The sequence below is a fragment of the Sphingopyxis indica genome, from assembly GCF_900188185.1.
Lineage (GTDB): Bacteria > Pseudomonadota > Alphaproteobacteria > Sphingomonadales > Sphingomonadaceae > Sphingopyxis > Sphingopyxis indica.
In genome coordinates, this window is record NZ_FZPA01000019.1 from 11254 (window position 1) to 33276 (window position 22023).

At 68.5% G+C, this 22023-nt stretch carries 26 protein-coding genes; 14 read left to right on the forward strand and 12 right to left on the reverse strand.

Features of this window, described 5'->3' with window-relative positions:
* From gspD to CHB69_RS17965, 12 genes are all read left to right on the forward strand, one after another.
* Complete coding sequence (gspD, locus tag CHB69_RS17905; protein WP_089217286.1) at positions 1-2163, forward strand: type II secretion system secretin GspD; 2163 nt, start codon at positions 1-3, stop codon at positions 2161-2163.
* Positions 2160-3662 (forward strand): type II secretion system ATPase GspE, encoded by a 1503-nt coding sequence (gspE, locus tag CHB69_RS17910; protein ID WP_089217287.1) that lies wholly within the window; start codon positions 2160-2162, stop codon positions 3660-3662. Before gspD ends, gspE begins: the two co-directional genes overlap by 4 nt.
* On the forward strand, positions 3655-4872 hold the full coding sequence (gene gspF, locus CHB69_RS17915) for a type II secretion system inner membrane protein GspF (RefSeq protein ID WP_089217288.1): 1218 nt from the start codon (positions 3655-3657) through the stop codon (positions 4870-4872). Before gspE ends, gspF begins: the two co-directional genes overlap by 8 nt.
* Positions 4873-4876: 4 nt before the next feature.
* Positions 4877-5368 (forward strand): type II secretion system major pseudopilin GspG, encoded by a 492-nt coding sequence (gene gspG / locus CHB69_RS17920; RefSeq protein WP_089217333.1) that lies wholly within the window; start codon positions 4877-4879, stop codon positions 5366-5368.
* The gene (locus CHB69_RS17925; RefSeq protein WP_245836933.1) at positions 5355-5834 is read left to right on the forward strand and encodes a GspH/FimT family pseudopilin; all 480 of its coding nucleotides are present in this window, start codon (positions 5355-5357) and stop codon (positions 5832-5834) included. The genes gspG and CHB69_RS17925 overlap by 14 nt, the downstream gene beginning before the upstream one ends.
* 142 nt (positions 5835-5976) lie before the next feature.
* Positions 5977-6357: a type II secretion system minor pseudopilin GspI gene (gene gspI, locus CHB69_RS17930; protein WP_281252667.1), complete on the forward strand. Its 381-nt coding sequence runs from the start codon at positions 5977-5979 to the stop codon at positions 6355-6357.
* The gene (locus CHB69_RS17935) at positions 6354-6995 is read left to right on the forward strand and encodes a GspJ family type II secretion system protein (RefSeq protein ID WP_089217290.1); all 642 of its coding nucleotides are present in this window, start codon (positions 6354-6356) and stop codon (positions 6993-6995) included. Before gspI ends, CHB69_RS17935 begins: the two co-directional genes overlap by 4 nt.
* On the forward strand, positions 6992-7999 hold the full coding sequence (gene gspK / locus CHB69_RS17940; RefSeq protein ID WP_245836934.1) for a type II secretion system minor pseudopilin GspK: 1008 nt from the start codon (positions 6992-6994) through the stop codon (positions 7997-7999). The genes CHB69_RS17935 and gspK overlap by 4 nt, the downstream gene beginning before the upstream one ends.
* A 283-nt stretch (positions 8000-8282) precedes the next feature.
* A complete protein-coding gene (gene gspL / locus CHB69_RS17950; RefSeq protein WP_245836936.1) occupies positions 8283-9416 on the forward strand; it encodes a type II secretion system protein GspL in 1134 nt (377 codons plus the stop codon).
* Positions 9413-9892, forward strand: coding sequence for a type II secretion system protein GspM (gene gspM / locus CHB69_RS17955; RefSeq protein WP_089217292.1), 480 nt, complete (start codon positions 9413-9415; stop codon positions 9890-9892). The genes gspL and gspM overlap by 4 nt, the downstream gene beginning before the upstream one ends.
* Complete coding sequence (gspN, locus tag CHB69_RS17960; RefSeq protein WP_089217293.1) at positions 9889-10608, forward strand: type II secretion system protein N; 720 nt, start codon at positions 9889-9891, stop codon at positions 10606-10608. Before gspM ends, gspN begins: the two co-directional genes overlap by 4 nt.
* A gap of 1 nt (position 10609) precedes the next feature.
* A complete protein-coding gene (locus CHB69_RS17965; protein WP_170935633.1) occupies positions 10610-11389 on the forward strand; it encodes a prepilin peptidase in 780 nt (259 codons plus the stop codon).
* Positions 11390-11504: 115 nt separating this feature from the next.
* Here CHB69_RS17965 and pal read toward each other — a convergent pair whose 3' ends face one another.
* From pal to ruvA, 11 genes are all read right to left on the reverse strand, one after another.
* A complete protein-coding gene (pal, locus tag CHB69_RS17970; RefSeq protein WP_089217294.1) occupies positions 11505-12017 on the reverse strand; it encodes a peptidoglycan-associated lipoprotein Pal in 513 nt (170 codons plus the stop codon).
* Between the two features lie 103 nt (positions 12018-12120).
* Positions 12121-13491: a Tol-Pal system beta propeller repeat protein TolB gene (tolB, locus tag CHB69_RS17975; RefSeq protein ID WP_089217295.1), complete on the reverse strand. Its 1371-nt coding sequence runs from the start codon at positions 13489-13491 to the stop codon at positions 12121-12123.
* A 5-nt stretch (positions 13492-13496) separates the two neighbouring features.
* Positions 13497-14291, reverse strand: a complete 795-nt coding sequence (locus CHB69_RS17980) for a hypothetical protein (protein ID WP_245836938.1) — start codon at positions 14289-14291, stop codon at positions 13497-13499.
* A 36-nt stretch (positions 14292-14327) separates the two neighbouring features.
* Entirely contained in the window at positions 14328-14792 is a 465-nt protein-coding gene (locus tag CHB69_RS17985) for an ExbD/TolR family protein (RefSeq protein ID WP_089217296.1), read from the reverse strand.
* Positions 14792-15490: a protein TolQ gene (tolQ, locus tag CHB69_RS17990; protein WP_089217297.1), complete on the reverse strand. Its 699-nt coding sequence runs from the start codon at positions 15488-15490 to the stop codon at positions 14792-14794. Before tolQ ends, CHB69_RS17985 begins: the two co-directional genes overlap by 1 nt.
* Positions 15484-15963 (reverse strand): YbgC/FadM family acyl-CoA thioesterase, encoded by a 480-nt coding sequence (locus CHB69_RS17995; RefSeq protein WP_089217338.1) that lies wholly within the window; start codon positions 15961-15963, stop codon positions 15484-15486. Before CHB69_RS17995 ends, tolQ begins: the two co-directional genes overlap by 7 nt.
* A gap of 101 nt (positions 15964-16064) precedes the next feature.
* Entirely contained in the window at positions 16065-17087 is a 1023-nt protein-coding gene (ruvB, locus tag CHB69_RS18000) for a Holliday junction branch migration DNA helicase RuvB (protein WP_089217298.1), read from the reverse strand.
* 77 nt (positions 17088-17164) lie between these two features.
* Positions 17165-17383 (reverse strand): type II toxin-antitoxin system HicA family toxin, encoded by a 219-nt coding sequence (locus tag CHB69_RS18005; RefSeq protein WP_089217299.1) that lies wholly within the window; start codon positions 17381-17383, stop codon positions 17165-17167.
* On the reverse strand, positions 17383-17592 hold the full coding sequence (locus CHB69_RS18010; RefSeq protein WP_089217300.1) for a type II toxin-antitoxin system HicB family antitoxin: 210 nt from the start codon (positions 17590-17592) through the stop codon (positions 17383-17385). Before CHB69_RS18010 ends, CHB69_RS18005 begins: the two co-directional genes overlap by 1 nt.
* Before the next feature lie 73 nt (positions 17593-17665).
* Positions 17666-18070, reverse strand: coding sequence for a GFA family protein (locus CHB69_RS18015; protein ID WP_089217301.1), 405 nt, complete (start codon positions 18068-18070; stop codon positions 17666-17668).
* Positions 18067-18666, reverse strand: coding sequence for a Holliday junction branch migration protein RuvA (gene ruvA, locus CHB69_RS18020; protein ID WP_089217302.1), 600 nt, complete (start codon positions 18664-18666; stop codon positions 18067-18069). The genes CHB69_RS18015 and ruvA overlap by 4 nt, the downstream gene beginning before the upstream one ends.
* 114 nt (positions 18667-18780) lie before the next feature.
* Here ruvA and CHB69_RS18025 point away from each other — a divergent pair, with 114 nt between their 5' ends.
* On the forward strand, positions 18781-19242 hold the full coding sequence (locus CHB69_RS18025) for an MgtC/SapB family protein (RefSeq protein ID WP_089217303.1): 462 nt from the start codon (positions 18781-18783) through the stop codon (positions 19240-19242).
* 271 nt (positions 19243-19513) lie between these two features.
* Here the strand turns inward: CHB69_RS18025 and CHB69_RS18030 are convergent, their stop codons facing one another.
* Positions 19514-20185 carry an OmpW/AlkL family protein gene (locus tag CHB69_RS18030; protein ID WP_089217304.1) on the reverse strand — a complete coding sequence of 224 codons (672 nt, stop codon included), beginning with the start codon at positions 20183-20185 and terminating at the stop codon, positions 19514-19516.
* A gap of 169 nt (positions 20186-20354) precedes the next feature.
* On the opposite strand from CHB69_RS18030, the gene ccoN reads away from it, so the two are divergent.
* Positions 20355-22013 (forward strand): cytochrome-c oxidase, cbb3-type subunit I, encoded by a 1659-nt coding sequence (gene ccoN, locus CHB69_RS18035; RefSeq protein ID WP_089217305.1) that lies wholly within the window; start codon positions 20355-20357, stop codon positions 22011-22013.
* The last annotated feature ends 10 nt before the right edge of the window (positions 22014-22023 follow it).

The following is a 22023-nucleotide window of genomic DNA, read 5'->3' on the forward strand; positions in this document are numbered from 1 at the left end:
ATGCGCCTTAGACTGTCCCTGATGCTCGCCGCTGCGTTGATCTCCGCCAGCCCCGCGCACGCCCAATATACGCTCAACGTCCGCGACGCCGACATCCGCGCCTTCATTCAGGACGCGGCGCGGATCACCGGGCGCACCTTCGTCATCGACGGGCGGGTGAACGGCAAGGTGTCGGTGGTCACCGACCGGCCGCTGTCGCGCAGCGAATATTTCGAGATTTTCCTCGCGACCCTGCGCTCGAACGGGCTTGTCGCGGTGCCCGGCCCCAACGGCAGCTACCGCATCCAGCCGATCGACGGCGCCGCGTCGCAGCCCGGCCGGATCGGCAGTGCCAGCGCGGCGCAGAACCAGTTCGTGACCGAGATCATCCGTTTGAAGCATATCGACGCGGTCGCTGCGGTCGAAACGCTGCGCCCGCTCGTCAGCCCGCAGGGCTCGCTCACCGCGAACCGCAACGCCAACAGCCTCGTCGTCGCCGATTTCGCCGACAATATCCGCCGCATCCGCGCGCTTGCGTCGAACATCGACCGCGACACCTCGACCAGCCAGATCGTCACGCTCAAAAATGCCGGTGCGCGCGAAATCGCCGCCGCGCTGCAGGCGCTCGTCCCCGCGGCGGGCGAAGGCGCGCAGTCGCCGGTCGCGATCGTCCCGATCGACAGCAGCAACGCGATTGCGCTCAGGGGCGACCAGGCGATGGTCGCGCGCTTCGTCGCCATGGCGAACGACCTCGACCAGCGCGCGGCGGGCGGCACCGAGCTGCGCGTCTACTGGCTCGAACATGCCAATGCCGAAACGCTGCTGCCGACCTTGCAGCAGCTCGTCGGCGGCGGCAGCGACCCGGCGCCGAAGGCGGGCCTGTCGCCCTCGACATCCTCCACCTCCTCGTCGATGGGCGGCGGCCAGGCGACGCCCGCTCCGGCGCCGACCCCGGCATCGACGCCGAGCACGGTCAGCGGCACCGGCGGCAGCATCGCGACGCGCGGCCCCGCGATCATCACGCGCTACGAAGGCGCCAATGCGATCATCGTCGCCGCCAACACCGACGTGCAGCGCAAGATCGGCGAACTGATCCGCCAGCTCGACTCGCGGCGGCCGCAGGTGCTGGTCGAGGCGATCGTCGTTGAGATCGGCGACGATGCCGCGAAAAAGCTGGGCGTGCAGTTCCTGCTCGGCGGCAAGAATATCCCCTTCGTCGCGACGAGCTACAGCAATGCCGAACCCAATATCCTGACGCTCGCGGGGGCCTATGCCTCGACGCAAATCTCCGAAGAAACGACGACGACCGACGGCACCACCGTCGTCACGACGACGTCGAGCGCGCTGGGCGATGCGTTTCAGGACGCGGCGGCGGCGTCGCTGTTGTCGGCGACGGGCGGCTTTGCGGGCTTCGCGGGCGACATCGGCAAGAATACGATCTTCGGCGCGATCATCAACGCGGTGAAGTCGGACACCACCTCGAACCTGCTCGCGACGCCGCACATCGTCACGCTCGACAATCAGGAGGCGAAATTCCTCGTCGGGCAGGAAGTGCCGATCACGACCGGCGAGGCGCTGTCCGACAATTTCGACAATGCTTTCCGCACCGTCCAGCGCGAGGAAGTCGGCATCAAGCTCGAGGTGACGCCGCAGGTCAATGCCGCGGGCGAGGTCAAGATGTTCATCCGGCAGGAAGTGTCGAGCGTCGCCGGCCCGGTGTCGTCGCGCAACAGCGACCTCATCCTCAACAAGCGCTCGTTCGAAACGGTGCTGACCGTCGACGATGGCGAGATGTTCGCGATCGGCGGGCTGCTCAACGACGACGAGCGGCGGACGATCGAGCGCATTCCGCTTTTGAGCGACATTCCGCTGATCGGCGAATTGTTCAAATCGCGCACCCGCAGCCGCGCCAAGACCAATTTGATGGTCTTCATTCGCCCGACCATCCTGCGCAGCCGCGAGGACAATGCCGCGCTCACCGCGCGCCGCTATGGCTATATCCGCAACTTCCAGCTCCAGCGGAATCCCGATCAGGAACCCGCGATCGACGCGCTGGTGCGCGACTATCTGGGCACCGTGCCGCCCGCGCCGAGCGCGCCGACCGCGGCCGATGTCACCGTGAGCCCCGCGCCGCCGGCGCCCGTCGATATTCCGCCTTCGACCCCGCAAGGAGAGCAGCCGTGACCGACGGCGACCCGGCCGGCACGCCGCCCGCGGCGCCGGTCGACATTCCCTATGGCTTCGCGCGCGCGCACGGCGTCGTGATCGCCCCCGACGGAGAAGGACGCTGGCTCGCGACCCTGCGCGACGGCGCCGATCCGGCGGTGCTGATCGAGGTCAAGCGCTATCTTTCCGCACCCTTGCGCGTCGCGACCGCGAACGCCGCCGATTTCGACCGCCTGCTCTCCGACCATTATGCCGTCGACGCGACGAGCGCGATGGCGGGCTCGCTCGAGGGTGGCGACATCGACCTGATCGCGAGCGGGATGCCGAGCGCCGAGGATCTGCTCGACAGCGCCGACGATGCCCCCGCGATCCGCCTGATCAACGCGATCATCGCCGAAGCGGTGCGGCAGGGGGTCAGCGACATCCATATCGAACCCTATGAAAGCGGGCTCGTCGTGCGGATGCGCACCGATGGCGTGCTGCGCGAGCATCTGAGGATGCCGCCGCACGTCGCGCCGGTCGTCGTCAGCCGCATCAAGGTGATGGCGCGGCTCGACATCGCCGAGCGCCGCGTGCCGCAGGACGGCCGCATCGCGCTGACGCTCGCGGGCAAGGCGGTCGACGTCCGCGTCTCGACCCTGCCGAGCCGCGCGGGCGAGCGCGTCGTGATGCGTATTCTCGACAAGGATACGGCGGGGATCGACTTCGACGTCCTCGGCCTGACCGGCGAAACCGATCGCATATTGCGCGAAGCGCTCGCCGAGCCCAACGGCATCATCCTCGTCACCGGCCCGACCGGCTCGGGCAAGACCACCACGCTCTACGCTGCGCTGAAACAGCTCAACGACGGCCAGCGCAACATCCTGACCGTCGAGGACCCCGTCGAATATGCGGTCGACGGGGTCGGGCAGACGCAGGTCAATGCGAAGGTCGGGCTCGACTTCGCCGCCGGGCTGCGCGCGATCCTGCGCCAGGACCCCGACGTCGTGATGGTCGGCGAAATCCGCGACCGCGAGACCGCCGACATCGCGGTGCAGGCGTCGCTCACCGGCCACCTCGTGCTATCGACCGTCCACACCAATGATGCCGTGGGTGCGATAACGCGCCTCAAGGACTTGAAAGTAGAGCCTTTTCTCCTCGCCTCGACCCTCCGCGCGGTGATTGCTCAGCGGCTTGTGCGCAAACTTTGTGAAAATTGCCGCGAACCCGTCCAGGCCGACAACAGCATCGCCGCGATGCTCGGCCTCGACATCGGCACGGTGATCTGGAAGCCCAGGGGCTGCGACCAGTGCAACCACAGCGGCTACAAGGGCCGCATCGGCGTGTTCGAGGCGATCCGGATCGACGAGACCGTCCGCCGCTATATCTACGCCGGCGGCGACGAGGCGATGATCGCCAAACATGCCTTCCTGAAAGCCCCAACGCTTGCCAGCTCGGCGCGTGCGATGGTCGCGAAGGGGCTGACCACCGCCGAGGAAGCGATCCGCGTCGCGCGGCGCGAGGACGTCGATGCCTGATTTTCGCTATGTGGCGATCGACCCCAGGGGCCGCGAGCGGACGGGGCGGCTGACCGCCGCGAACGACGATGCCGCGCGCGCCGACCTCGTCCGCCGCAAATTCCATATCGTCGCGGTCGAGCCCGCAGGCTCGCGCGAAGCGCGCGGGCGTGCGCTGTTCGGCTGGCGGCGCACGCGGCTCAGCAGCAAGGATCTCGCGCTCTTCACGCGCCAGCTCGCGACGCTCGCCGAAGTCGCGCCGCTCGAAGAGGCGCTGCGCACGCTGACGCGCCAGAGCGAGGCCGAGACCGCGCGCGTGGTGATCGGCGACGTCCACGCCGGGCTGCTCGAAGGGCGCCGGCTGTCCGACGCGATGGCGCGGCAATCGCCCAGCTTCCCGCCGCTCTATCGCGCGATGGTGTCGGCAGGCGAGACGACGGGCAGCCTGACGGTCATCCTCGCGCGCCTCGCCGACCTGCTCGAACGCCAGGCCGAAGTGCGCGGCAAGCTGATCGCCGCGCTCGCCTATCCGATCGTGCTGACCTTCGTCGCTATCGGTGTCGTCGCGGCGCTGATGATCTTCGTCGTCCCGCGCGTCGTCGAGCAGTTCACCGACGTCGGCCAGCAACTGCCTTTCCTGACCCGCGCGGTGATCGCGATTTCGAGCTTCGCCGCGAACTGGTGGTGGCTGATCGCGATCCTGATCGCCGCCGCGGCCTTCGGCTGGGTCAGCGCGATCCGCCGCCCCGCCTTCAAGGCGCGTGTCGATGCGCGGCTGCTCAGGCTGCCGCTGCTCGGACGCCTGCTCCGCGATCTTTATGCCGCGCGCTTTGCGCGCACGCTGTCGACGATGGTGTCGAGCCGCCTGCCGCTGGTCGAAGGATTGCGGCTGACGGTGCCGACGATCCGCAACGCCGCGCTTGCGACGGCGACCGCCAATCTGATCGACCAGGTGCGCGCGGGCGGCAGCCTGTCGTCGGGGCTGCGCGATGCCGGCGTCTTTCCCCCGCTGCTCGTCTACATGACCGCGAGCGGCGAGAGCGCGGGGCGGCTCGAAGCGATGCTCGAACGCGCCGCCGATTATCTCGAGCGCGAGTTCGACCGCTTCACCGCGGCTTCGATGGCGCTTCTCGAACCGGTCATCATTGTCGTCATGGGGTCATGCGTGGCTCTTATCATCCTTTCCATCCTCTTGCCGATCCTCCAGTTGCAGAGTCTTGCAGGGCTATAATATCATGTCGCTGATGCAGCTTTTCCTTCGCCTGATGCTCGATCCGTCCCGCTCCGCCGCACCGCGGCGCAAGAAGGGCGAACGCGGCTTCACCCTGACCGAATTGATGGTCGTCATCTTCATCATCGGGCTGCTCGCGACGGTGGTGATGATCAACGTGCTGCCCAGCCAGGACCGCGCGATGGTCACCAAGGCAAAGGCCGATATCGCGACGCTCGAAAGCGCGCTCGAACAATATCGGCTCGACAATCTGACCTATCCCGCCTCGACCGACGGGCTGGGTGCGCTCGTCACCGCGCCGCCGTCGCTCGCGCAGCCCGAACGATACCGCCGCGGCGGTTATATCAAGAAGCTGCCCGCCGATCCGTGGGGGCGCCCCTATAATTATCAGGCGCCGGGGCCGAACGGGCAGGCGTTCGATATCTGGTCGCTCGGTGCCGACGGCGCGCCCGGCGGCAGCAACGAAAATGCGGATATTCACGGTGGAGACCGCTAGGGCGCCAGCGCCCGATCCCCGCGGGACGAAGGCGAACGGCTTTACGCTGGTCGAGCTGATGGTCGTGCTCGCGATCCTCGGGCTCGCCGCGGCGGCGGTCGTGCTGACGCTTCCCGGCGAGGAACGCAGCGTGCGCAGCGAGGCCGACCGCCTCGCCGCGCGCCTCGCGGCGGCGCGCGACGTCGCGGTGATCGAGGGGCGTAGCGTCGCGGTGAATTTCGCGCCCTCGGGCTATGGCTTCGAACGGCGCGTCGATGGCGAATGGCAGCCCCTGCCCGGACGCGCGTTCGAGCGGCGCAACTGGCCGCGCGACGTCCGCTTCGCGGCGGGCGGCGAAGGCGTCGCGCGCATCCTCTTCGATCGCGTGGGCACCAGCCCGACGCCGCTGGCGGTCATGCTGTCGGGCGGCGAGGCGCGCGAGGTCGTGCGCGTCTCGGCGACGGGGGAGGTCAGCCGTGACCGCTAACGACAGTCGGGCGAAATCCGAATCGATCCGCCTCCCCGAGCGAAGACGAGGGGCATGTTCGAGCGAAGCGAGAAGCCGCGCCACCGCTGCCTCGACTTCGCTCGGCAAAACCCCTCGTCTTCGCTCGGGGAGGCGGTTTATATTGGCGGCCCGTGGTTCCGATTTCTCGCGCGACGCCGGCTTCACCCTGCTCGAAATGCTCGTTGCCTTGAGCATCATCAGCATCGCGGCGCTGACGCTCGTGCGGCTCGACGCCTATGCGGTGCGCACCGCGGGCGATCTCGACGAAAGCACGATGGCGGGAATCGTCGCACAGAACCGCGCGGTCGAACTGTGGACCGACCCCGCGCCGCCAACGATCGGCAATGCCGTAACCGCCGTGACCAACGGCGGACGCAACTGGCGTGTGGAACAGCGCGTCGCCCGGACCGCCGACGACAGCCTGCTGCGCATCGACCTGACCGTCCGTCCCGAAAGCGGGCGCGGGCAGGCGGTGCTGACGATCATCAGGCCAAGCCGGTGAAGTGCCATTCGTCGACCGTGATCGCAGATACGCGGCAACGCGGCTTCACCCTCGTCGAAATGCTCGTCGCGTTGTCGATCTTTGCGGCGATCGCGGCGATGGGGGTCGGCCTCTTGCGCAGCAGCATCGACACGCAGGATGCGGTGCAGGGGCGGTTGCAGGCGATGGGCGGGGTCAACCGGCTGCGCGCGGTGATGGCGAACGACCTCGCGCAGGCGCTGCCGCGTGCGACGCGCGGGCCTTCGGGCGAGGAGGTGCCCGCCTTTATCGGCACGTCGACGAGCTTCGCCTTCGTCCACGCCGGCGCGGGCGGGGCGGGCGCCGGGCCGCGCCCCGACATCGAGCGCGTCGGCTATGCGCTGATGGGCGGCGAATGGCGGCGCGCGTCGCAGCCGATGCTCGACGGCACCGCGCTCGGCGCGGGCGACCGGCTGATCGGCGACGTGAACAGCGCCGCTGTGCGCTATCGCAGCCTCGACGGGAGCTGGAGCGATACATGGTCGTCGGGGGTCAATGACCAATTGCCGCGCGCGGTCGAGGTGCGGCTGACGCGCCGCGGGCGCGCGCCGCTGACGATGCTCTTCCTCACCGCGCCGACCCCGCCGCTGCCGCCCGGCAGCGAAGGCGAGACGCCGTGACGCGCGCCATATCCGAAGAACGCGGCGCGGCGCTGCTCAGCGTGCTGCTGCTCGTGTCGGTGATGGCGGTGATTGCCGCGACCGCGCTCGACAGGCTGACGGTCGCGACGCGCATCGCGGGCAGCGCCGCGACGGTCGATCAGGGGCGCGCCTACAGCTTCGCCGCCGAACAGATCGCGCTGCGCCGCGTGGACGATCTGGTGTCGCGCGACCCGGCCAAGCTGACGCTCGCGGGCGACTGGCTCGGGCGCGACTTCGTCCTGCCATTGCCCGGCGGACAGGGGAGCGCGAAGCTGACCGACGCGAATAATTGCTTCAACCTCAACAGCCTCGTCACCGAAGCCGCACCGGGAAAACTCAGCCAGCGTCCCGCCGCGGTCGGGCAGTTCGCCGAGCTGATGCTGCTGCTCGGTGTAGGGCAGGGCGAGGCGCAGGGCATCGCAGGCGCCGCGGCCGACTGGATCGACAGCGACAGCCGCGACGGCCCCTCGGGCGCGGAGGATGGCGCCTATCGCACCAACGACGGCAATTACCTGCCCGGCAATCGCAAGATGGCCGACGTCAGCGAGTTGAGGGCGGTGCGCGGCATGACCCCCAAAATCTATGCGCGATTGAAGCCGTGGCTGTGCGTGCTGCCGGTCGCCGAGCCGGTGATGCTCAACGCCAATACGCTGCTCCCCGCGCAGGCGCCGCTGATCGCGATGCTGCTGCCCGGCAAGCTCAGCCTTGCCGATGCGCGCGCGGTGCTGGCGGCGCGGCCCGCCGACGGCTATGGCAGCAGCGTGCGATTCTGGCAGTCGGGACCGCTCGCGCGGATCGACCCGCCGAGCGGGGTCGACCGGCAGGTCGGTGTGACGAGCCGCTGGCTCGCATTGAGGACGCAAGTGACGCTGGGGGACGGGAATTTGACGGCCAATTCGCTCATCGACGCCTGGGGCGGCGCCCCCGCGGCGGGAAGCGCGCCGCCGGCGATCGTGCGCCGCGACTGGGGCGAGAGCGACTAGAGTCTGTCTGACGGATATTTGCGCGCTGTGACGGAGCCGATTTTGGCCGAGCGCGAGGAGTGAGGAGGGAGCCATGCCGAAGCATAGGGACCGACGAAGGACGCGGCGCTCGGCCAAAATCGGCCCGCCCTTTGGGGTTGCCGCAGGAAGCGCCCCGGACGGCGTCGCGTCGCTGGTCCGGGCTACCAGCCCGGCCTGCGCAACGCTTCTTGCCGGGACGCTTCCTGCGGCAATCACAGTGCGTAAATATCCTTCAGACAGACTCTAAGTGACGCGGACCTTGTTGATATGGCTGCCCCGGCTGGAGGCGCTCGGCGCTGCGGACGACACGGGCGTTGCATGGCTGCGCGTCGACGACGGCGTGGTCGTCGATGCGGGGCAGGACGACGGCTGGGTCGACATGTGGGAGCGGCCGGGGGAGGACGAGGAGGCGGACGCGCGGCTGGTCGCGCTCGCGCCCGCCGCCGACGTGCCGCTGCGCTGGTATCATTTCCCCGACGCCGCCCCCGCGCAGGCTGCCGCGGCGGCGCGGATCGAGGCGCTGAAGCATAGTCTGGGCGATCCCGCGGGCCTGCACATCGTTGCCGGGCAGCCCGCGACGGCGGGGCAGGCGGTTCCGGTCGCGGTGACGACGCACGCGGCGATGACGGCGTGGACCGGCTGGCTCGCCGCGCGCGGCCTCGACGCGTCGGCGATCCTGCCCGCCGCAGCGACGGTGCCGCCCCCCGAGGAGGGCGCGCTGTGGCTCGCCGAGGCCGGCGGCGAGGCGATCGTCCGCACCGATGATCGCGCCTTCGTTTCGGACCCCGAACTCGACCCGCTGATCGCCGCGGGGCGCGACATCGCGCCGCTCGATCCCGAGCGGATGCGCGAGGCGCTGCTCCTTTCGCTCGGCGCGCCGCCGCTCGACCTGCTCAGCGGCGCGTGGAAGCCGAAGCGGCGCTGGGCGGTCGATCCCGCGCTCGTCGCGCTCGGCAGAAAGCTGCTGATCGCGCTCCTGCTCGTCAGCCTTGCCATCCCGGTCGTTCACCTGATCCGCCTCGCCGCCGACACCCGCCGTGCCGATGCCGCGGTCGTCGCGATGGCGAAGGACGCCGGCGTCACCGCGTCCGACGCCGAGGCCGCCGAGGCCGAGATCGACCGCCGCCTCGCCGCGGCGGGCGGCGGGCCGCTTGCTTTCTCGGTGCCCGCATCGGCGCTCTTCGAAGCGATGCGCGATGCCGCCGGGGTGACGACGAAAACGCTGTCGCACCGCACCGACGGGACGCTGACGACGACGCTCGCCGCGCCGCGCGCCGAGGACATCAACAAGGTGCTGCTCGCGCTGCAGGCGCGCGGTTACCGCGTCACCGCGCAGCCGATGGCGGGGGCCGACGGGCAGCAGATGGCGAATATCACGGTTCGGGCGGTGCCATGATCGAACGGATACGAAACTGGTGGGCCGGACTGTCGATCCGCGAGCGCTGGCTCGTCGGCATTGCCGGTGCGCTCGCGCTCGGCGTGCTGCTATGGGCGCTCGGTCGGCCCGCCTATGCCGCCTTCGTCGACCTCGATAACGCGCATCGGGCCGCGATCGACCGCGAGGGCCGGGTCGCGGCGAAGGTCAAGCTCCTCGCGAAGCGTCCCGCCAAGGCGGCGGCGACATCCGGCGCCGTCGCGGTCGATCAGTTTCTCGCCCAGTCGGCGGGCGAGATCGGGCTGACGCTCGACCGCAACGACGCACGCGGATCGGGTCAGGCGACGATCGCGATCGCGACGGCGAAGGCGCCGGTGCTCATCGACTGGCTCGCCGGTCTCGAAGCGCAGGGCTTCGTCGTCGACCAGCTGACGATCACCCCCGCCGCCGACGGCACCGTCGGGATGACCGCCGAGCTTCGCAGGACGGGGTTATGATGCGCGCCCGGCGAAACACGCTGATAGCGGCGGTGGCGGTCGCGCTGCTGCTGATCGTCGCGACCTTTCCGATGCGGCTCGCGCTCGGCTGGTCGGGCGCCGGCGATGCGGGCGTTGCCGCGCGCGCGGTGCGCGGATCGATCTGGTCGGGCGAACTCGTCGATGCGCGGCTCGGCGCGATCCCGCTCGGCACCGTCGAGGCCAGCCTTTCCCCGCTTGCGCTGCTGCTCGGCCAGACCGAGCTTGCTTTCTCGCGCAGCGACGAACGGCTGGGGGCGCTCACCGGACGCCTGCACGGCAGCAGCCCGCGCGGTATATCGAACGTCGATGGCGTCACAACGCTTGCGGGCGGGCTCGGGCCGATTCCCGTCGATACGGTGCGCTTCGAGGGCGCGACGATCCGCTTCGGCGCCGACGGCCGATGCGTCGAGGCGAGCGGGCGGTTGCAACTGATGGTCGCCGCGCCCATCGCGGGACTCGATCTTTCGCGCGGCCTGTCGGGTCCGCTGCGCTGCGCAGGCGGCCGCGCGCAGGCGGCGCTCGCCAGCCAGTCGGGGATGGAGCGGCTGACGCTGTCGTTCGACGGCCAAGGCGCGTATCGCGCGCAGTTCGCGATCAATGTCGACGATGACCCGGCGATGGCGGCGGCGCTCGCCGCGTTCGGTTTCCAGTCGGGTCCGGGCGGGTTCGCGCTGACGACGAACGGCCGATTCTGACATGCCCCTGCTCGACGCCTTGCCCATTGGCGCGGGCGTCGCTTTGGCCGCGCTGATCGGCCTCATCCTTGGCAGCTTCATCGCGACGCTGGTGCTGCGCTGGCCGGCGGGGCGCGCGCTCGGTGGCCGGTCGCGGTGCGACGGCTGCGGCCGCGCGCTTGGCGTGCGCGATCTCGTGCCACTGCTCTCGGCCATCGTCGTGCGCGGCCGTTGCCGCACCTGCGGCGCGCGCATCGACCCCTTTCACGGCCGCGTCGAACTCGCCGCGGGCCTGATCGGCGCCCTCGCGCTTGCGCTGATGCCGGGGACGGCGGGGTGGCTCTGGGCGCTCTTCGGCTGGTTGCTGCTGCCGCTCGGGCTGCTCGACGCGCGCCATATGTGGCTTCCCGACCGGCTCAACGCCGTGCTCGCGGTCGCCGGTATCTTCCTTGCCGGGCCGCTGCTCGAAACGAGCCTGCTCGACCGCTGGATCGGCGCGCTCGCCGGCGGTTCGCTGCTCGCGCTCGTCGCCTGGTCCTATCGTCGCCTGCGCGGCGGCGAGGGGATGGGCGGCGGCGATCCCAAGCTGGTCGCGGCGATCGGCTGCTGGCTCGGCTGGCAACCGCTGCCGCTCGTGCTGCTGCTCGCCAGCCTCGGCGGGATTCTATGGGTGCTCGCCGCCCAACGCAAAGGGGACCGGCCGCTGGCGTTGCGGCCGGTCCCCTTCGGCGCCTTTGCATGCACCGCCGCTTTCGCAGCGGTGCCCCTGTGGAGCGTATTTGCGCGGCTTCAGCTGGGCTGAAGCCAAAGCGGCACCGGCCCGCTCCCCCTCCCGGCCTCCCATAGGCTACTATCGTGAGGGAGGCCGGGAGGGGGAGCGGGCCGGTGCCGTTCCCGCGTCAGCGGGAAAAGCGACCTCAGCGCTCGATGACGACGGTCACCGCGCGGCGGTTCTGCGCCCAGGCTTCCTCGTTCGAGCCGAGCGCCGCCGGGCGTTCCTTGCCATAGCTGATCACGTTGATCCGCGACGGGTCGATGCCGAGCGAGGCGAGATAGTTTTTCGCGGCGTTGGCGCGGCGCTCGCCGAGCGCGATATTATAGTCGCGGGTGCCGCGTTCGTCGGCATGGCCTTCGAGCGTCACGCGCACCGCGGGGTTGCGCTGCAGCCACTGCGCCTGGCTCTGCAAGGTCGCCTGATCCTGCGCATCGACATTATATTGGTCGAAGTCGAAGAAAATGCGGTCCGAACTGACGTTAGCGATGAAATCCTGCTGCGACCCGGGGATCGGCGCGTTGCTGATGCCGGAGTCCGTCGGGGTGTCGGTGCCCGCGGGCGGCGGCGGCAGTTCCTCGGGCGCCTTTTTCGCGCACGCGCCGACCGCCAGCATGGCGATGGCCGCGATCGTTGCGGTCGTTGTGCGTATCGTCATGATATTAGGTCCTCTTCTTCTGTTGTGGCCTTTGGTTCAGTCCGAATCGAGGCTAACCTAAGTTGATTATACCCCGGTTGCAGATTTTGGTTCCGCGCGGAAATCAGGGCAGGATCGGCCCCCAGCTCGGGTCCGATCCGTCGCGCGGCGTGGGCAGGCGGCGCAGGTTGACGCCGGTCAGGTCGACCTGCCAGATCGTCGATTTGCCGCTCTTGCCCGGCGTGGTGCGGAAGAACTGGATCACGCGCCCGTTCGGCGACCAGGTCGGTGCCTCGTCCTGCCAGCTGTTGGTCAGCATGCGCTCGCCGCCGCCCGACGGGGTCATCACGCCGATGCGGAATTCGCCGCCGCCCATCTTGGTGAAGGCGATCAGGTCGCCGCGCGGCGACCATTCGGGGGTCGCATAGCGCCCGCCGCCAAAGCTGATGCGGCGCTGGTTCGACCCGTCGGCGTTCATCGTATAGATTTGCTGGCCGCCCGACCGGTCGCTTTCGAACACGATCTTGCTGCCGTCGGGCGAAAAGCTGCCGCCGACGTCGATCCCCGGCGTGTTGGTCAGCCGCACCGGCGTGCCGCCGTCGACCGAGATGCGATAGATGTCGGTGTTGCCGCCGACCGCCATCGAATAGAGGATCTGCCTGCCGTCGGGCGACCAGCGCGGCGCAAAGGTCGCGTTGCTGCTTTCGGTCACCAGCTTCTGCGTGCCGCTTGCGACGTCATAGATGAAGACGCGGACGCGGTTGTTCAAATAGCTGACGTAGACGATCTTCTTGTAATCGGGCGAGAAGCGCGGGCTGATCGCGAGCGCCTGGCCGTTGGTGATGAACTTGTGGTTGCCGCCGTCCGAATCCATGATCGCGAGCTGCTTGACGCGGTTGCCCTTCGGCCCGCTCTCCGCGATATAGGCGATGCGGCTGTCGAAGAAGGGCGCCTCGCCCGACAGGCGCGAATAGATGGCGTCGGCGCATTTGTGCGCGGCGCGGCGCCAGTCGCCGGGCACGATTTCATAGCCCTGCCGTACCAGTTCGGTCCCGAGCTCGGTGTCGTAGAGATAGCAGCCGACGATGAAGCCGCCGGTGGCCGTCGCGCGCACGAAGCCGTGGACGACATTCTCCGCATTGCGCGCCTTCCAGTCGGCGAAGCGCGGCGCGGTGACCTCGTCCATCGTGATCGCGCGGACGCTGCCGGGGCCGAGCGGCGCGTAGAGCCCGCTGCGCTCGAGGTCGGCGGCGACGACCTCGCCGATCTGGCGGCCGAGGCTGTCGGTGCGCAGGCCGGCCACGGTCGTTACCGACGGGGTCGCGAAGGCGGGGACCGCGATCACGGTGCGGTCCTGCGACAGCTGGCCTTCGATCGTTTCGCGCGGGGTCGTTTCGACCGTTGCGGGCGGCGTCGGGCCGGTCGGGCTTTCCTGCGCGAATACGGGCGCTGCGGTCAGCAGCAGGGCGAGCGACAGGGCGGTGCGAAAGGGCATCTCTCTTACCTCTTGATGAAATCGAGGGTGTAATTCTGCCAGACGTCATATTCGTCGGCCGGCAGGTCGAAGGGCGAGGCGAGTTCGACCGCGCGTTTCGCACATTCCTGGTGGCGCTGCACCTGGAACTTGTTGCTGTCATTCTCGCCGGTGGTGGTGACGCTGGTGAAGCCCGCGAGCGCGCCCGATCGCGACAGGCGGAACCGCACCACCGTCTTGAGCTGGTCGACGTCGACCCCGCTGACGCGGCAGCTGTTCCAGCGGGGGCGCACCGCGGCCTTGATGCTGACGTCGATCGCCTGCCTCACCTCGGCGGCGGTCGCCTGCGCGGGCGCGCCTTCGCTCGACGCATTTTTGGGCTGCGATCGCGACAGCCCCTCGGCGATGCCGTCGAGCCGCCCGGTCGGGCGCGTCGGGCGATCCTTGGGCGTGGCTTTCGGCGTCGGCTTGGGCTGTTCCTTCCGGGCGGGCGGCGTGCGCTTCTTCGGCGGAGAGGTTTTCGGCTCGGCGACCTGCTTCGGTGCCGGGGCGGGCTCGGTGCGCGTCACCGGTTCGGGCGCCGGCGGCGTCGGGGTTTGTTCGGACACGGCGATGTCGTCGGCATATTCGTCGCCGAGCCGCGCGGCGGGGGGCAGCGGGCTGAGCACCGGTGCGGTCGATTCGGCGGCGCTTTCGGCGATCAGATCGACCTCCATCGGCGCGCTGTCGAAGCGGCGGTCGCCCGCGGTCCATTGGATCGACAGCAGGCCGATCACGACGATATGCAGCGCCACCGCGATGGCGATGTTGCGTCGTTCCACTCCCTGTTTCGCCTGCGTTGCCGCCATCATCTCAACCTAGGGTGCGCTGTCTGAACCGGTGGTGACCATCGAGATGCGCGTCAGTCCGGCGCGATTGAGTTCGCCCATCACCCATGCGACGCGCCCGAAGACCAGGCTCTTGTCGGCGCGCAGCATGATCTGGCGCGGCTGGTCGGCGCCCTCGTCGGCGCGCTTGATCGCCTCGAGCCGCGCGGGCAGCTCGGCGGCGCTGACCGGTTCCTCGCCGATATAGATGGTCTCGTTGGCGGTCACGCTCAACTGCACCGGCTCGCGCTCGGGATTGTCCATCGGCTTGGCGCGCGTTTCGGGCAGGTTCACCGGCACCGCCGCGGTCAACAGCGGTGCGGTGACCATGAAGATGATCAGCAGCACCAGCATCACGTCGACGAGCGGTGTGACGTTGATTTCCGCCATCGGCGAGCGGCGCCCGCCGCGCCCGCGCCGGCGCTGGGTGCCGCCCGAAGGGCCGGTCATCGCCATCAGGCCTCGACCTCCAGCTCGCGGCTGAACGTCGCGTGCAGCCCGTCGGCGAAGCGGCCCAGCCGCGATTCGAGCCGGTTCAGCCGCTGCGAGAAGGTGTTGTAGGCGATCACCGCGGGAATCGCTGCGAACAGCCCGATCGCGGTCGCGAACAGCGCCTCGGCGATGCCCGGCGCGACGACGGCGAGGCTGCTGTTATTCTCCGCCGCGATCGCGGTGAAGCTGCGCATGATGCCCCACACGGTCCCGAACAGCCCGACGAAGGGCGCGACCGCGCCGATCGTCGCGAGCGTTCCGATCTTTTCGGCGAGCCGGTCGACCTCGCCCTCGATCGCGCTGTTCATCGCGACGCTCAGCCGTTCGCGCGTGCCGTCGCGGTCGACCGTCTTGCCCGCCGTCGAGCGGCGCCATTCGGAGACGCCGGCGGCGAGGATCTTGGCGCTCGGCAGCGGATCGCGGGCGTTCTCGTCGTGGAACTTGTCGATATTGCCCGCGCGCCAGAAATCGCGCTCGAACTGCTCCGATGCGCGCATCAGCTTGGTGGTGCCGCGCCCCTGGGTAAAGATCACCGCCCAGACATAGATCGACGCGGCGAGCAGGCCGATCATCACCCCCTTCACGATCCAGTCGGCGTGCAGGAACAGCGCGATCGGGGACAGGGTCGCCGCGTCGGCGGCCAGCGAGATATTGTCTAGCAAGGGATGGTCTCTCCATTCATGACGGCGGTGAAACGGTCGGCCCAGCCCGCGGGCTGGCGGCGCGGCCGGCCTTCGGGCGACAGAAAGGCCGCCGTGACGCGCCCCTCCGTCAGCAAGTCGTCGCTTAACGCACCATGACTGCGAAGGATGCGCTGTGCGATGACGACGCTCGCGCCGCGCACCGCCTCGACATGGCTGACGACGTGCAGGTCGTCGTCGAGTTTCGCGGGCCTCAGATATTTGATCGCAAGGTCGGTGACCGCCCATGCGCCTTCGCCCGCTTCCATCGCCGCGCGCTGGTCGATTCCGGCGAGGCGCAGCATGTCCGACCGCGCGCGCTCCATATAGCGCAGATAATTGGCGTGATAGACGATGCCGCTGAGGTCGGTGTCCTCGAAATAGACGCGCAGCCGGTAATGGTGCGCGGCGCCGGCGAAGGCACCGGGGACGAAGGGGGGCGGGACGTCATCCATCGCGACGAGCGATAGCGGCTGCACGACTCGTCGCAAAGAGGGTTAAATCGGTTCGTCGCGGCGAAGCGGCGGCTGATGGACGCCTGACTAGCTATTCAGCGTCATTTGCCCTGGTCGAACAGCCCGTCCTGCACTCCCGCGGGCGGGTTGAGACCAAGGTGCTTCCACGCGCTCGCATTGAGCATCCGCCCGCGTGCGGTGCGCGCGATCAGGCCGATCTGGAGCAGATAGGGCTCGATCACATCCTCGATCGTGTCGCGCGGTTCGGAAAGCCCCGCCGCGAGCGTTTCGACCCCGACCGGCCCGCCGCGATAGATGTCGGCGATCATCGTCAGGTAACGGCGGTCCATCGCGTCGAGCCCGAGCGCATCGACCTCGAGCCGGTTGAGCGCGGCGTCGGCAACCTTCGCATCGACCGTCGCGGCGCCGGCAACGGTCGCGAAATCGCGCACGCGGCGCAGCAGCCGCCCGGCGATCCGCGGCGTGCCGCGTGACCGCTTCGCGATCTCGAGCGCGCCGTCGGGCGCGATGCCGAGGCCCAGCAGCCGCGCCGCGCGGCCGATCACCTGTTCGAGTTCGGCGTGCGTATAGAAATTGAGCCGCACCGGAATGCCGAAGCGGTCGCGAAGCGGCGTCGTGAGCAGCCCCTGCCGCGTCGTCGCGCCGACGAGGGTGAATTTGGGCAGGTCGATGCGCACGCTGCGCGCCGACGGTCCCTCACCGATCATGATGTCGAGCGCGCGGTCCTCCATCGCGGGATAGAGGATCTCCTCGACCGCGGGCGACAGGCGGTGGATCTCGTCGATGAACAGCACATCGCCGTCTTCCAGATTGGTGAGCAATGCCGCGAGGTCGCCCGCCTTGGCGATCACCGGCCCCGAGGTCGAGCGAAAGCCGACTCCCAGTTCGCGCGCGACGATCTGCGCGAGCGTCGTCTTGCCGAGCCCCGGCGGCCCGAAAAAGAGCACATGGTCGAGCGCATCCGAACGCGCCTTCGCCGCCTCGATGAAGATCCGCAGATTCTCCCGCGCCGCCGCCTGCCCGACGAATTCGGCAAGCGACTTGGGCCGCAGCGCGGCATCGGCATCCTCGGGGGTGCGGATCGGGGTGGTGAGGTCGGTCACGGTGTCGCGATACCTGTAAATCTCGTCATGCTGAACTTGTTTCGACCGGCCGGTCCCATCTCCATTCCCCGCGAGCCTTACCGCACCGCTTTCAGAAACTCATCCTGCGACAGTCCGGCCTGCCGGATCACTCCGGCCAGCGTTCCCGTCTTCAGTTCGCGGTGCAGCGGCACCACGACGCCAACCCCCTCGCGCTGAAGGATTACGTGGCTGCCGCGCTGGCGCATCTGGACGAAACCGAGGCGTTCTAGCGCGGCTACGACCTCGCGACCCGAGAGGACCGGGAGTTTCGGCATCAGGCGGCGTGTGCATCGACGTCGAAGGAGGTGACGAGCGGGGGGCCGCCCGCGGGCAGGGGAAACATTTCGAGATAGAGTTCCACGGCTTCGCGCAGATTGGCGATCGCGTTCTCGATCGTTTCTCCCTGGCTCGTGGTGCCGGTTTCGGGGTTATAGGCGACGAAGCCGCCTTCCTTCGCCGGCGTCAATACAGCGGTCACTTGCATCGCGCATTCCTTTCGCCTGCCATCTTATCGTGCGGCCTGTCTGGGCACCATCCGAACCCGCGCTGTGGTGCATTCAGTCATAATGCTCGATCCCGTCGCCCGTGATCGACACCCACGGCTCCTTGCGCTCCTCGTACACCGAATAGTCGGGCACGAAGCCGTGGCCGGGCTCGAAATTGCCGAGGGGAATCGCAAAGGCGTCATGATAGGGCCGCGCGCGGTACCAGACGCCCGAACCGCAGGTGGGGCAGAAGAAGAAGTCGGCGGTGTGGCCGCTGTCGCCGGTATATTGCCACAGCTTCGGCTCGCCTTCGGTGCGGACCTGCTCGGCCGGGAAGCGGACCTGCGCGGCAAAGGCGCTGCCGCTGCGCGCCTTGCACTCGCGGCAATGGCACACCGACACGCGGATCGGCTCGCCGGTGCAGGCGATGCGGACCGCGCCGCAGCGGCAGGAGGCGCAGCGGGTGGTTTCGGTCATTTCGCCGCCTTCTTGAGCGCCGCCCGCACCAGCGCGTCGAGGCTTGCTCCGGCCCCCAGTTCGTCGCTCGCCGCCGCGACCGCCGCGCTGGCTTCACCGGGCTTGAAGCCGAGGCCGGTGAGCGCGGCGACGGCGTCGCCCATGGGACCCGCCGCCGGGACCGCGACCGTCCCGCCGCCCGCGATACCGCCGAGCGCGCCCGCCTTGTCCTTCAGCTCGTGCGCGATGCGCTGCGCCAGCTTCGGCCCGACGCCGTTGGCGCGCGCGATCATCGCGCTGTCGCCGCTGGCGAGCGCGCGTTGCAGGTCGGCGACCTCGAGCGCCGAGAGGATCGCCAGCGCGACCTTTGCGCCGACCCCCTGCACGCTGGTGAGCAGGCGGAACCAGTCGCGCTCCTCGGCGCGCGCAAAGCCCAGCAGGCGCAGGAAATCCTCGCCGACGAGCATCTCGGTGTGGATGGTCACCTCGCCGCCGACCGCGCCGAGCGCATCGAGGGTGCGCGCCGAGGCTTCGACCAGATAGCCGACGCCGCCGACGTCGATCACCGCATGGCCCGCTCCGCTCGAATCCAGCCGCCCCGTCAGTTTCGCGATCATGGCGGCAGGGTTAGCGCGCACGGGGCGCCGCGGCAAGGAAAGAGAACAGGGGGAGAACTTTTCGGCGTCGCGGCGGCCGCGGAACCCTTTCGCCGCTGCCGCGCTCTATCGGCGATGGAGCTCAACGCGCCAACTCTGGTTCACTCGATCGACCTCGACCTGCTGGCGCGGCTCGGGGGCGCGGCGGTGCTCGGGTTGATGCTCGGGCTCGATCGCGAAATGCGCGGCCATGCGGCGGGGCTGCGCACGCATGGTCTGATCTGTTTCGCCGCGGCCGCGATGACGGTCTCGATCATCGCGCTCTACGGCCAGCTCCAGGGCGCGCGGATGGACCCGCTGCGCCTCTACGAAGCAACGGGGGCTTTCATCGGGATCATCGGCGCAGGGCTGATCGTGTTCAGCCGCGGCGAGGTGCATAATCTGACGACCGCGGCGCATCTGTGGCTCGCCGCGGTGCTCGGGATTGCGTGCGGCGCGGCGCAATGGCCGCTGGTGCTGATCGGCGGAATCGTCAGCCTGATCATGCTGACCTTGCTGCGCATCGTCGAACGCCGTTGGGTCGACAGATCGGATTGAATCGCGGTCGATGACGTCCTCACGACTCCGCTTGCTGGCCCGCGAATCCGCAATTATATGCGAACGTCGCGATGCGGGGGGCTGCGCGTCTCCCACGCGCTAATAAAAGCCGCACGCATAGGGTCGCGCGTCGATCACGGACGTTTGCTCGGGGTTCTCATCCACGACATCGGGCACCGCGCGATTTCCGGACTTTCGCCGCCCCCTGCGCACCGCGCGATCGCGATTGGCGACCGCGCGGCGATGGGCCGGGCTGGGCTTGGCGACCACCTCAGAAGCGATACGCGACGCCCGCGCTGATCACCCACGGATCGAGCTTGTGCTCGGTGCGCAGCACCTCGGTCGTTCCAGCATACCAGTGCGCGGTCGGGCGCAGGAAATAGCGCTTGGCATCCAGCGTCAGCCCCAGCCCCTTGGCGTTCAGGGGAACATCGACCCCCGCTTGCAGCGCGACGCCGAAGCTGTCGTCCATCTTCTGCCGCGTCGCGCCGAGGGCGACGGCCGCCGCACCGGATTTTTCGTCGATGAAGATGAAATAGCTCGGACCCGCGCCGACATAGGGCCGGATGCCGCCGTCGGCGCCGAAATGATATTTGAGCGTCAAGGTGGCGGGCACGATCTTCGCGTCGGACACCAGCTCGGCGCCATCAAGCGCCCCGCGCCCGTCGACGTCGTGCTGCGTCACCCCCGCGATCGTCTCGATCGAGACATGGCCGGCGACGAAATATTCGATCGCGATCGTCGGGGTGACATTGTCGTTCGCTCTGGTCTGCGTTCCCGCGGGCAGACCGATCGCGTCCAGTTCGACGTCGCTGATCTTGCCGTCGGGCACGACGAGCGTCGCGAGCAGCTTGAGCTGGACGTCGCCCTGCTTTGCAGCGGCCTGACCGGGAACCGCCGCCGCAGCGGCGAGGGCGAATAAGGGAAGAACAGGCGTTTTCATTTTTCTCGGGCTCCTCTGTTGCCGGAACCCCTCTGCGCCCGCCGCAATTGCACGACATTGATGCGGCGCAAAACTTTCGTTGATCCGTATCAATGTTTCGCGGCGCCCGTGCGTCCATGGCGGGCCCGACAGGCGGCCCCGCGCGGCCGCGCCGAGCGGGGATTCGTACATGGACAGTCTGGTTTCGAAGGCGGGGGGATGGATGGCGCTGGCGCTGCTCGCGCTCGTCATGGCCGCGGCCGCGGCCGACGCGCCCTTTGCCGTCCATATGGGGATTGTCGCTGCCGCCTGCCTGATCGCGCTGTGGGCGACGGTGTCGCGCGCCGATTTCGACGCGATCGCGCGCGGGATATTGAAGATGCCCGGTGACGAGGGCGTCTATGACGACGACCCGATCCGCTGGGGGGCGATTGCGACGCTGTTCTGGGGAACCGCGGGGATGGCGGCGGGGCTCTATATCGCGCTCCAGCTTGCCTTTCCCGCGCTCAACCTCAATCTCGAATATACGACCTTCGGGCGCCTGAGGCCGCTCCATACCTCGGCGGTGATCTTCGCCTTCGGCGGCAATGCGCTGATCGCGACGAGCTTTTACGTCGTCCAGCGCACCTGCCGCGCGCGGCTCGCCTTTCCGGCGCTCGCGCGCTTCGTATTCTGGGGATACCAGCTCTTCATCGTCCTCGCGGCGACCGGCTATCTGATGGGCGTCACCGAGGCGCGCGAATATGCCGAGCCCGAATGGTATGTCGACCTGTGGCTGACGATCGTCTGGGTCGCCTATCTCGCGGTGTTCGTCGGCACGATCGTCAAGCGCCGCGAGCCGCATATCTATGTCGCGAACTGGTTCTATTTGAGCTTCATCATCACCATCGCGATGCTCCACATCGTCAACAATCTGTCGATGCCCGCGAGCCTCTTCGGATCGAAAAGCTATGCCGCCTTTGCGGGCGTGCAGGACGCGCTGACGCAGTGGTGGTACGGCCATAATGCGGTCGGTTTCTTCCTGACCGCGGGCTTCCTCGCGATGATGTATTATTTCGTGCCCAAGCAGGCCGAACGCCCCGTCTACAGCTATCGCCTGTCGATCATCCATTTCTGGTCGCTGATCTTCCTCTACATCTGGGCGGGGCCGCATCATCTTCACTACACCGCGCTTCCCGACTGGGCGCAGACGCTCGGCATGGTGTTCTCGGTAATGCTGTGGATGCCGAGCTGGGGCGGCATGATCAACGGCCTGATGACGCTCAACGGCGCGTGGGACAAGATCCGCACCGACCCGATCATCCGCATGATGGTGATGGCGCTCGCCTTCTACGGGATGAGCACCTTCGAAGGCCCGATGATGTCGATCAAATGGGTCAATTCGATGTCGCATTACACCGACTGGACGATCGGCCATGTCCATTCGGGCGCGCTCGGCTGGAACGGCATGATCACCTTCGCCAGCCTCTATTATCTCGTGCCGCGCCTGTGGGGCCGTCCGCGTCTTTACAGCCTGCGCATGGTCAACTGGCACTTCTGGCTCGCGACCGTCGGCATCGTTTTCTACGCCGCCTCGATGTGGGTGGCGGGGATCATGCAGGGGCTGATGTGGCGCGAATATGGCGCCGACGGCTACCTCGTCTACAGCTTTGCCGAAAGCGTCGCGGCGATGCACCCGATGTATCTGATCCGCGCGGCCGGCGGCGCGCTCTACCTTGCGGGCTTCGTGATCATGCTGGTCAACGTCTGGGCGACGCTCGCGGGCAAGGTCCGCGCCGAAAAGCCGATGACCGAAACCCCTTACAACGCCGCGGCGGATCGCCCGCTCGCGCCCGTTCCCGCCGAATGAGGAGCGCCCA

Coding starts and splice junctions, on each gene's coding strand:
- tolB (WP_089217295.1), bottom strand. CDS start 13,491: ATGCCCTTTCGCACCGCCCTGTCGCTCGCCCTGCTGCTGACCGCAGCG.
- CHB69_RS18005 (WP_089217299.1), bottom strand. CDS start 17,383: ATGCCGAAACTCCCGGTCCTCTCGGGTCGCGAGGTCGTAGCCGCGCTA.
- CHB69_RS17985 (WP_089217296.1), bottom strand. CDS start 14,792: ATGGCGATGACCGGCCCTTCGGGCGGCACCCAGCGCCGGCGCGGGCGC.
- CHB69_RS18025 (WP_089217303.1), top strand. CDS start 18,781: ATGGAGCTCAACGCGCCAACTCTGGTTCACTCGATCGACCTCGACCTG.
- CHB69_RS18030 (WP_089217304.1), bottom strand. CDS start 20,185: ATGAAAACGCCTGTTCTTCCCTTATTCGCCCTCGCCGCTGCGGCGGCG.
- gspM (WP_089217292.1), top strand. CDS start 9,413: ATGATCGAACGGATACGAAACTGGTGGGCCGGACTGTCGATCCGCGAG.
- CHB69_RS17995 (WP_089217338.1), bottom strand. CDS start 15,963: ATGGATGACGTCCCGCCCCCCTTCGTCCCCGGTGCCTTCGCCGGCGCC.
- gspF (WP_089217288.1), top strand. CDS start 3,655: ATGCCTGATTTTCGCTATGTGGCGATCGACCCCAGGGGCCGCGAGCGG.
- CHB69_RS18015 (WP_089217301.1), bottom strand. CDS start 18,070: ATGACCGAAACCACCCGCTGCGCCTCCTGCCGCTGCGGCGCGGTCCGC.
- gspN (WP_089217293.1), top strand. CDS start 9,889: ATGATGCGCGCCCGGCGAAACACGCTGATAGCGGCGGTGGCGGTCGCG.
- pal (WP_089217294.1), bottom strand. CDS start 12,017: ATGACGATACGCACAACGACCGCAACGATCGCGGCCATCGCCATGCTG.
- CHB69_RS18010 (WP_089217300.1), bottom strand. CDS start 17,592: ATGCAAGTGACCGCTGTATTGACGCCGGCGAAGGAAGGCGGCTTCGTC.
- ruvA (WP_089217302.1), bottom strand. CDS start 18,666: ATGATCGCGAAACTGACGGGGCGGCTGGATTCGAGCGGAGCGGGCCAT.
- ccoN (WP_089217305.1), top strand. CDS start 20,355: ATGGACAGTCTGGTTTCGAAGGCGGGGGGATGGATGGCGCTGGCGCTG.
- gspG (WP_089217333.1), top strand. CDS start 4,877: ATGTCGCTGATGCAGCTTTTCCTTCGCCTGATGCTCGATCCGTCCCGC.
- CHB69_RS17965 (WP_170935633.1), top strand. CDS start 10,610: ATGCCCCTGCTCGACGCCTTGCCCATTGGCGCGGGCGTCGCTTTGGCC.
- gspD (WP_089217286.1), top strand. CDS start 1: ATGCGCCTTAGACTGTCCCTGATGCTCGCCGCTGCGTTGATCTCCGCC.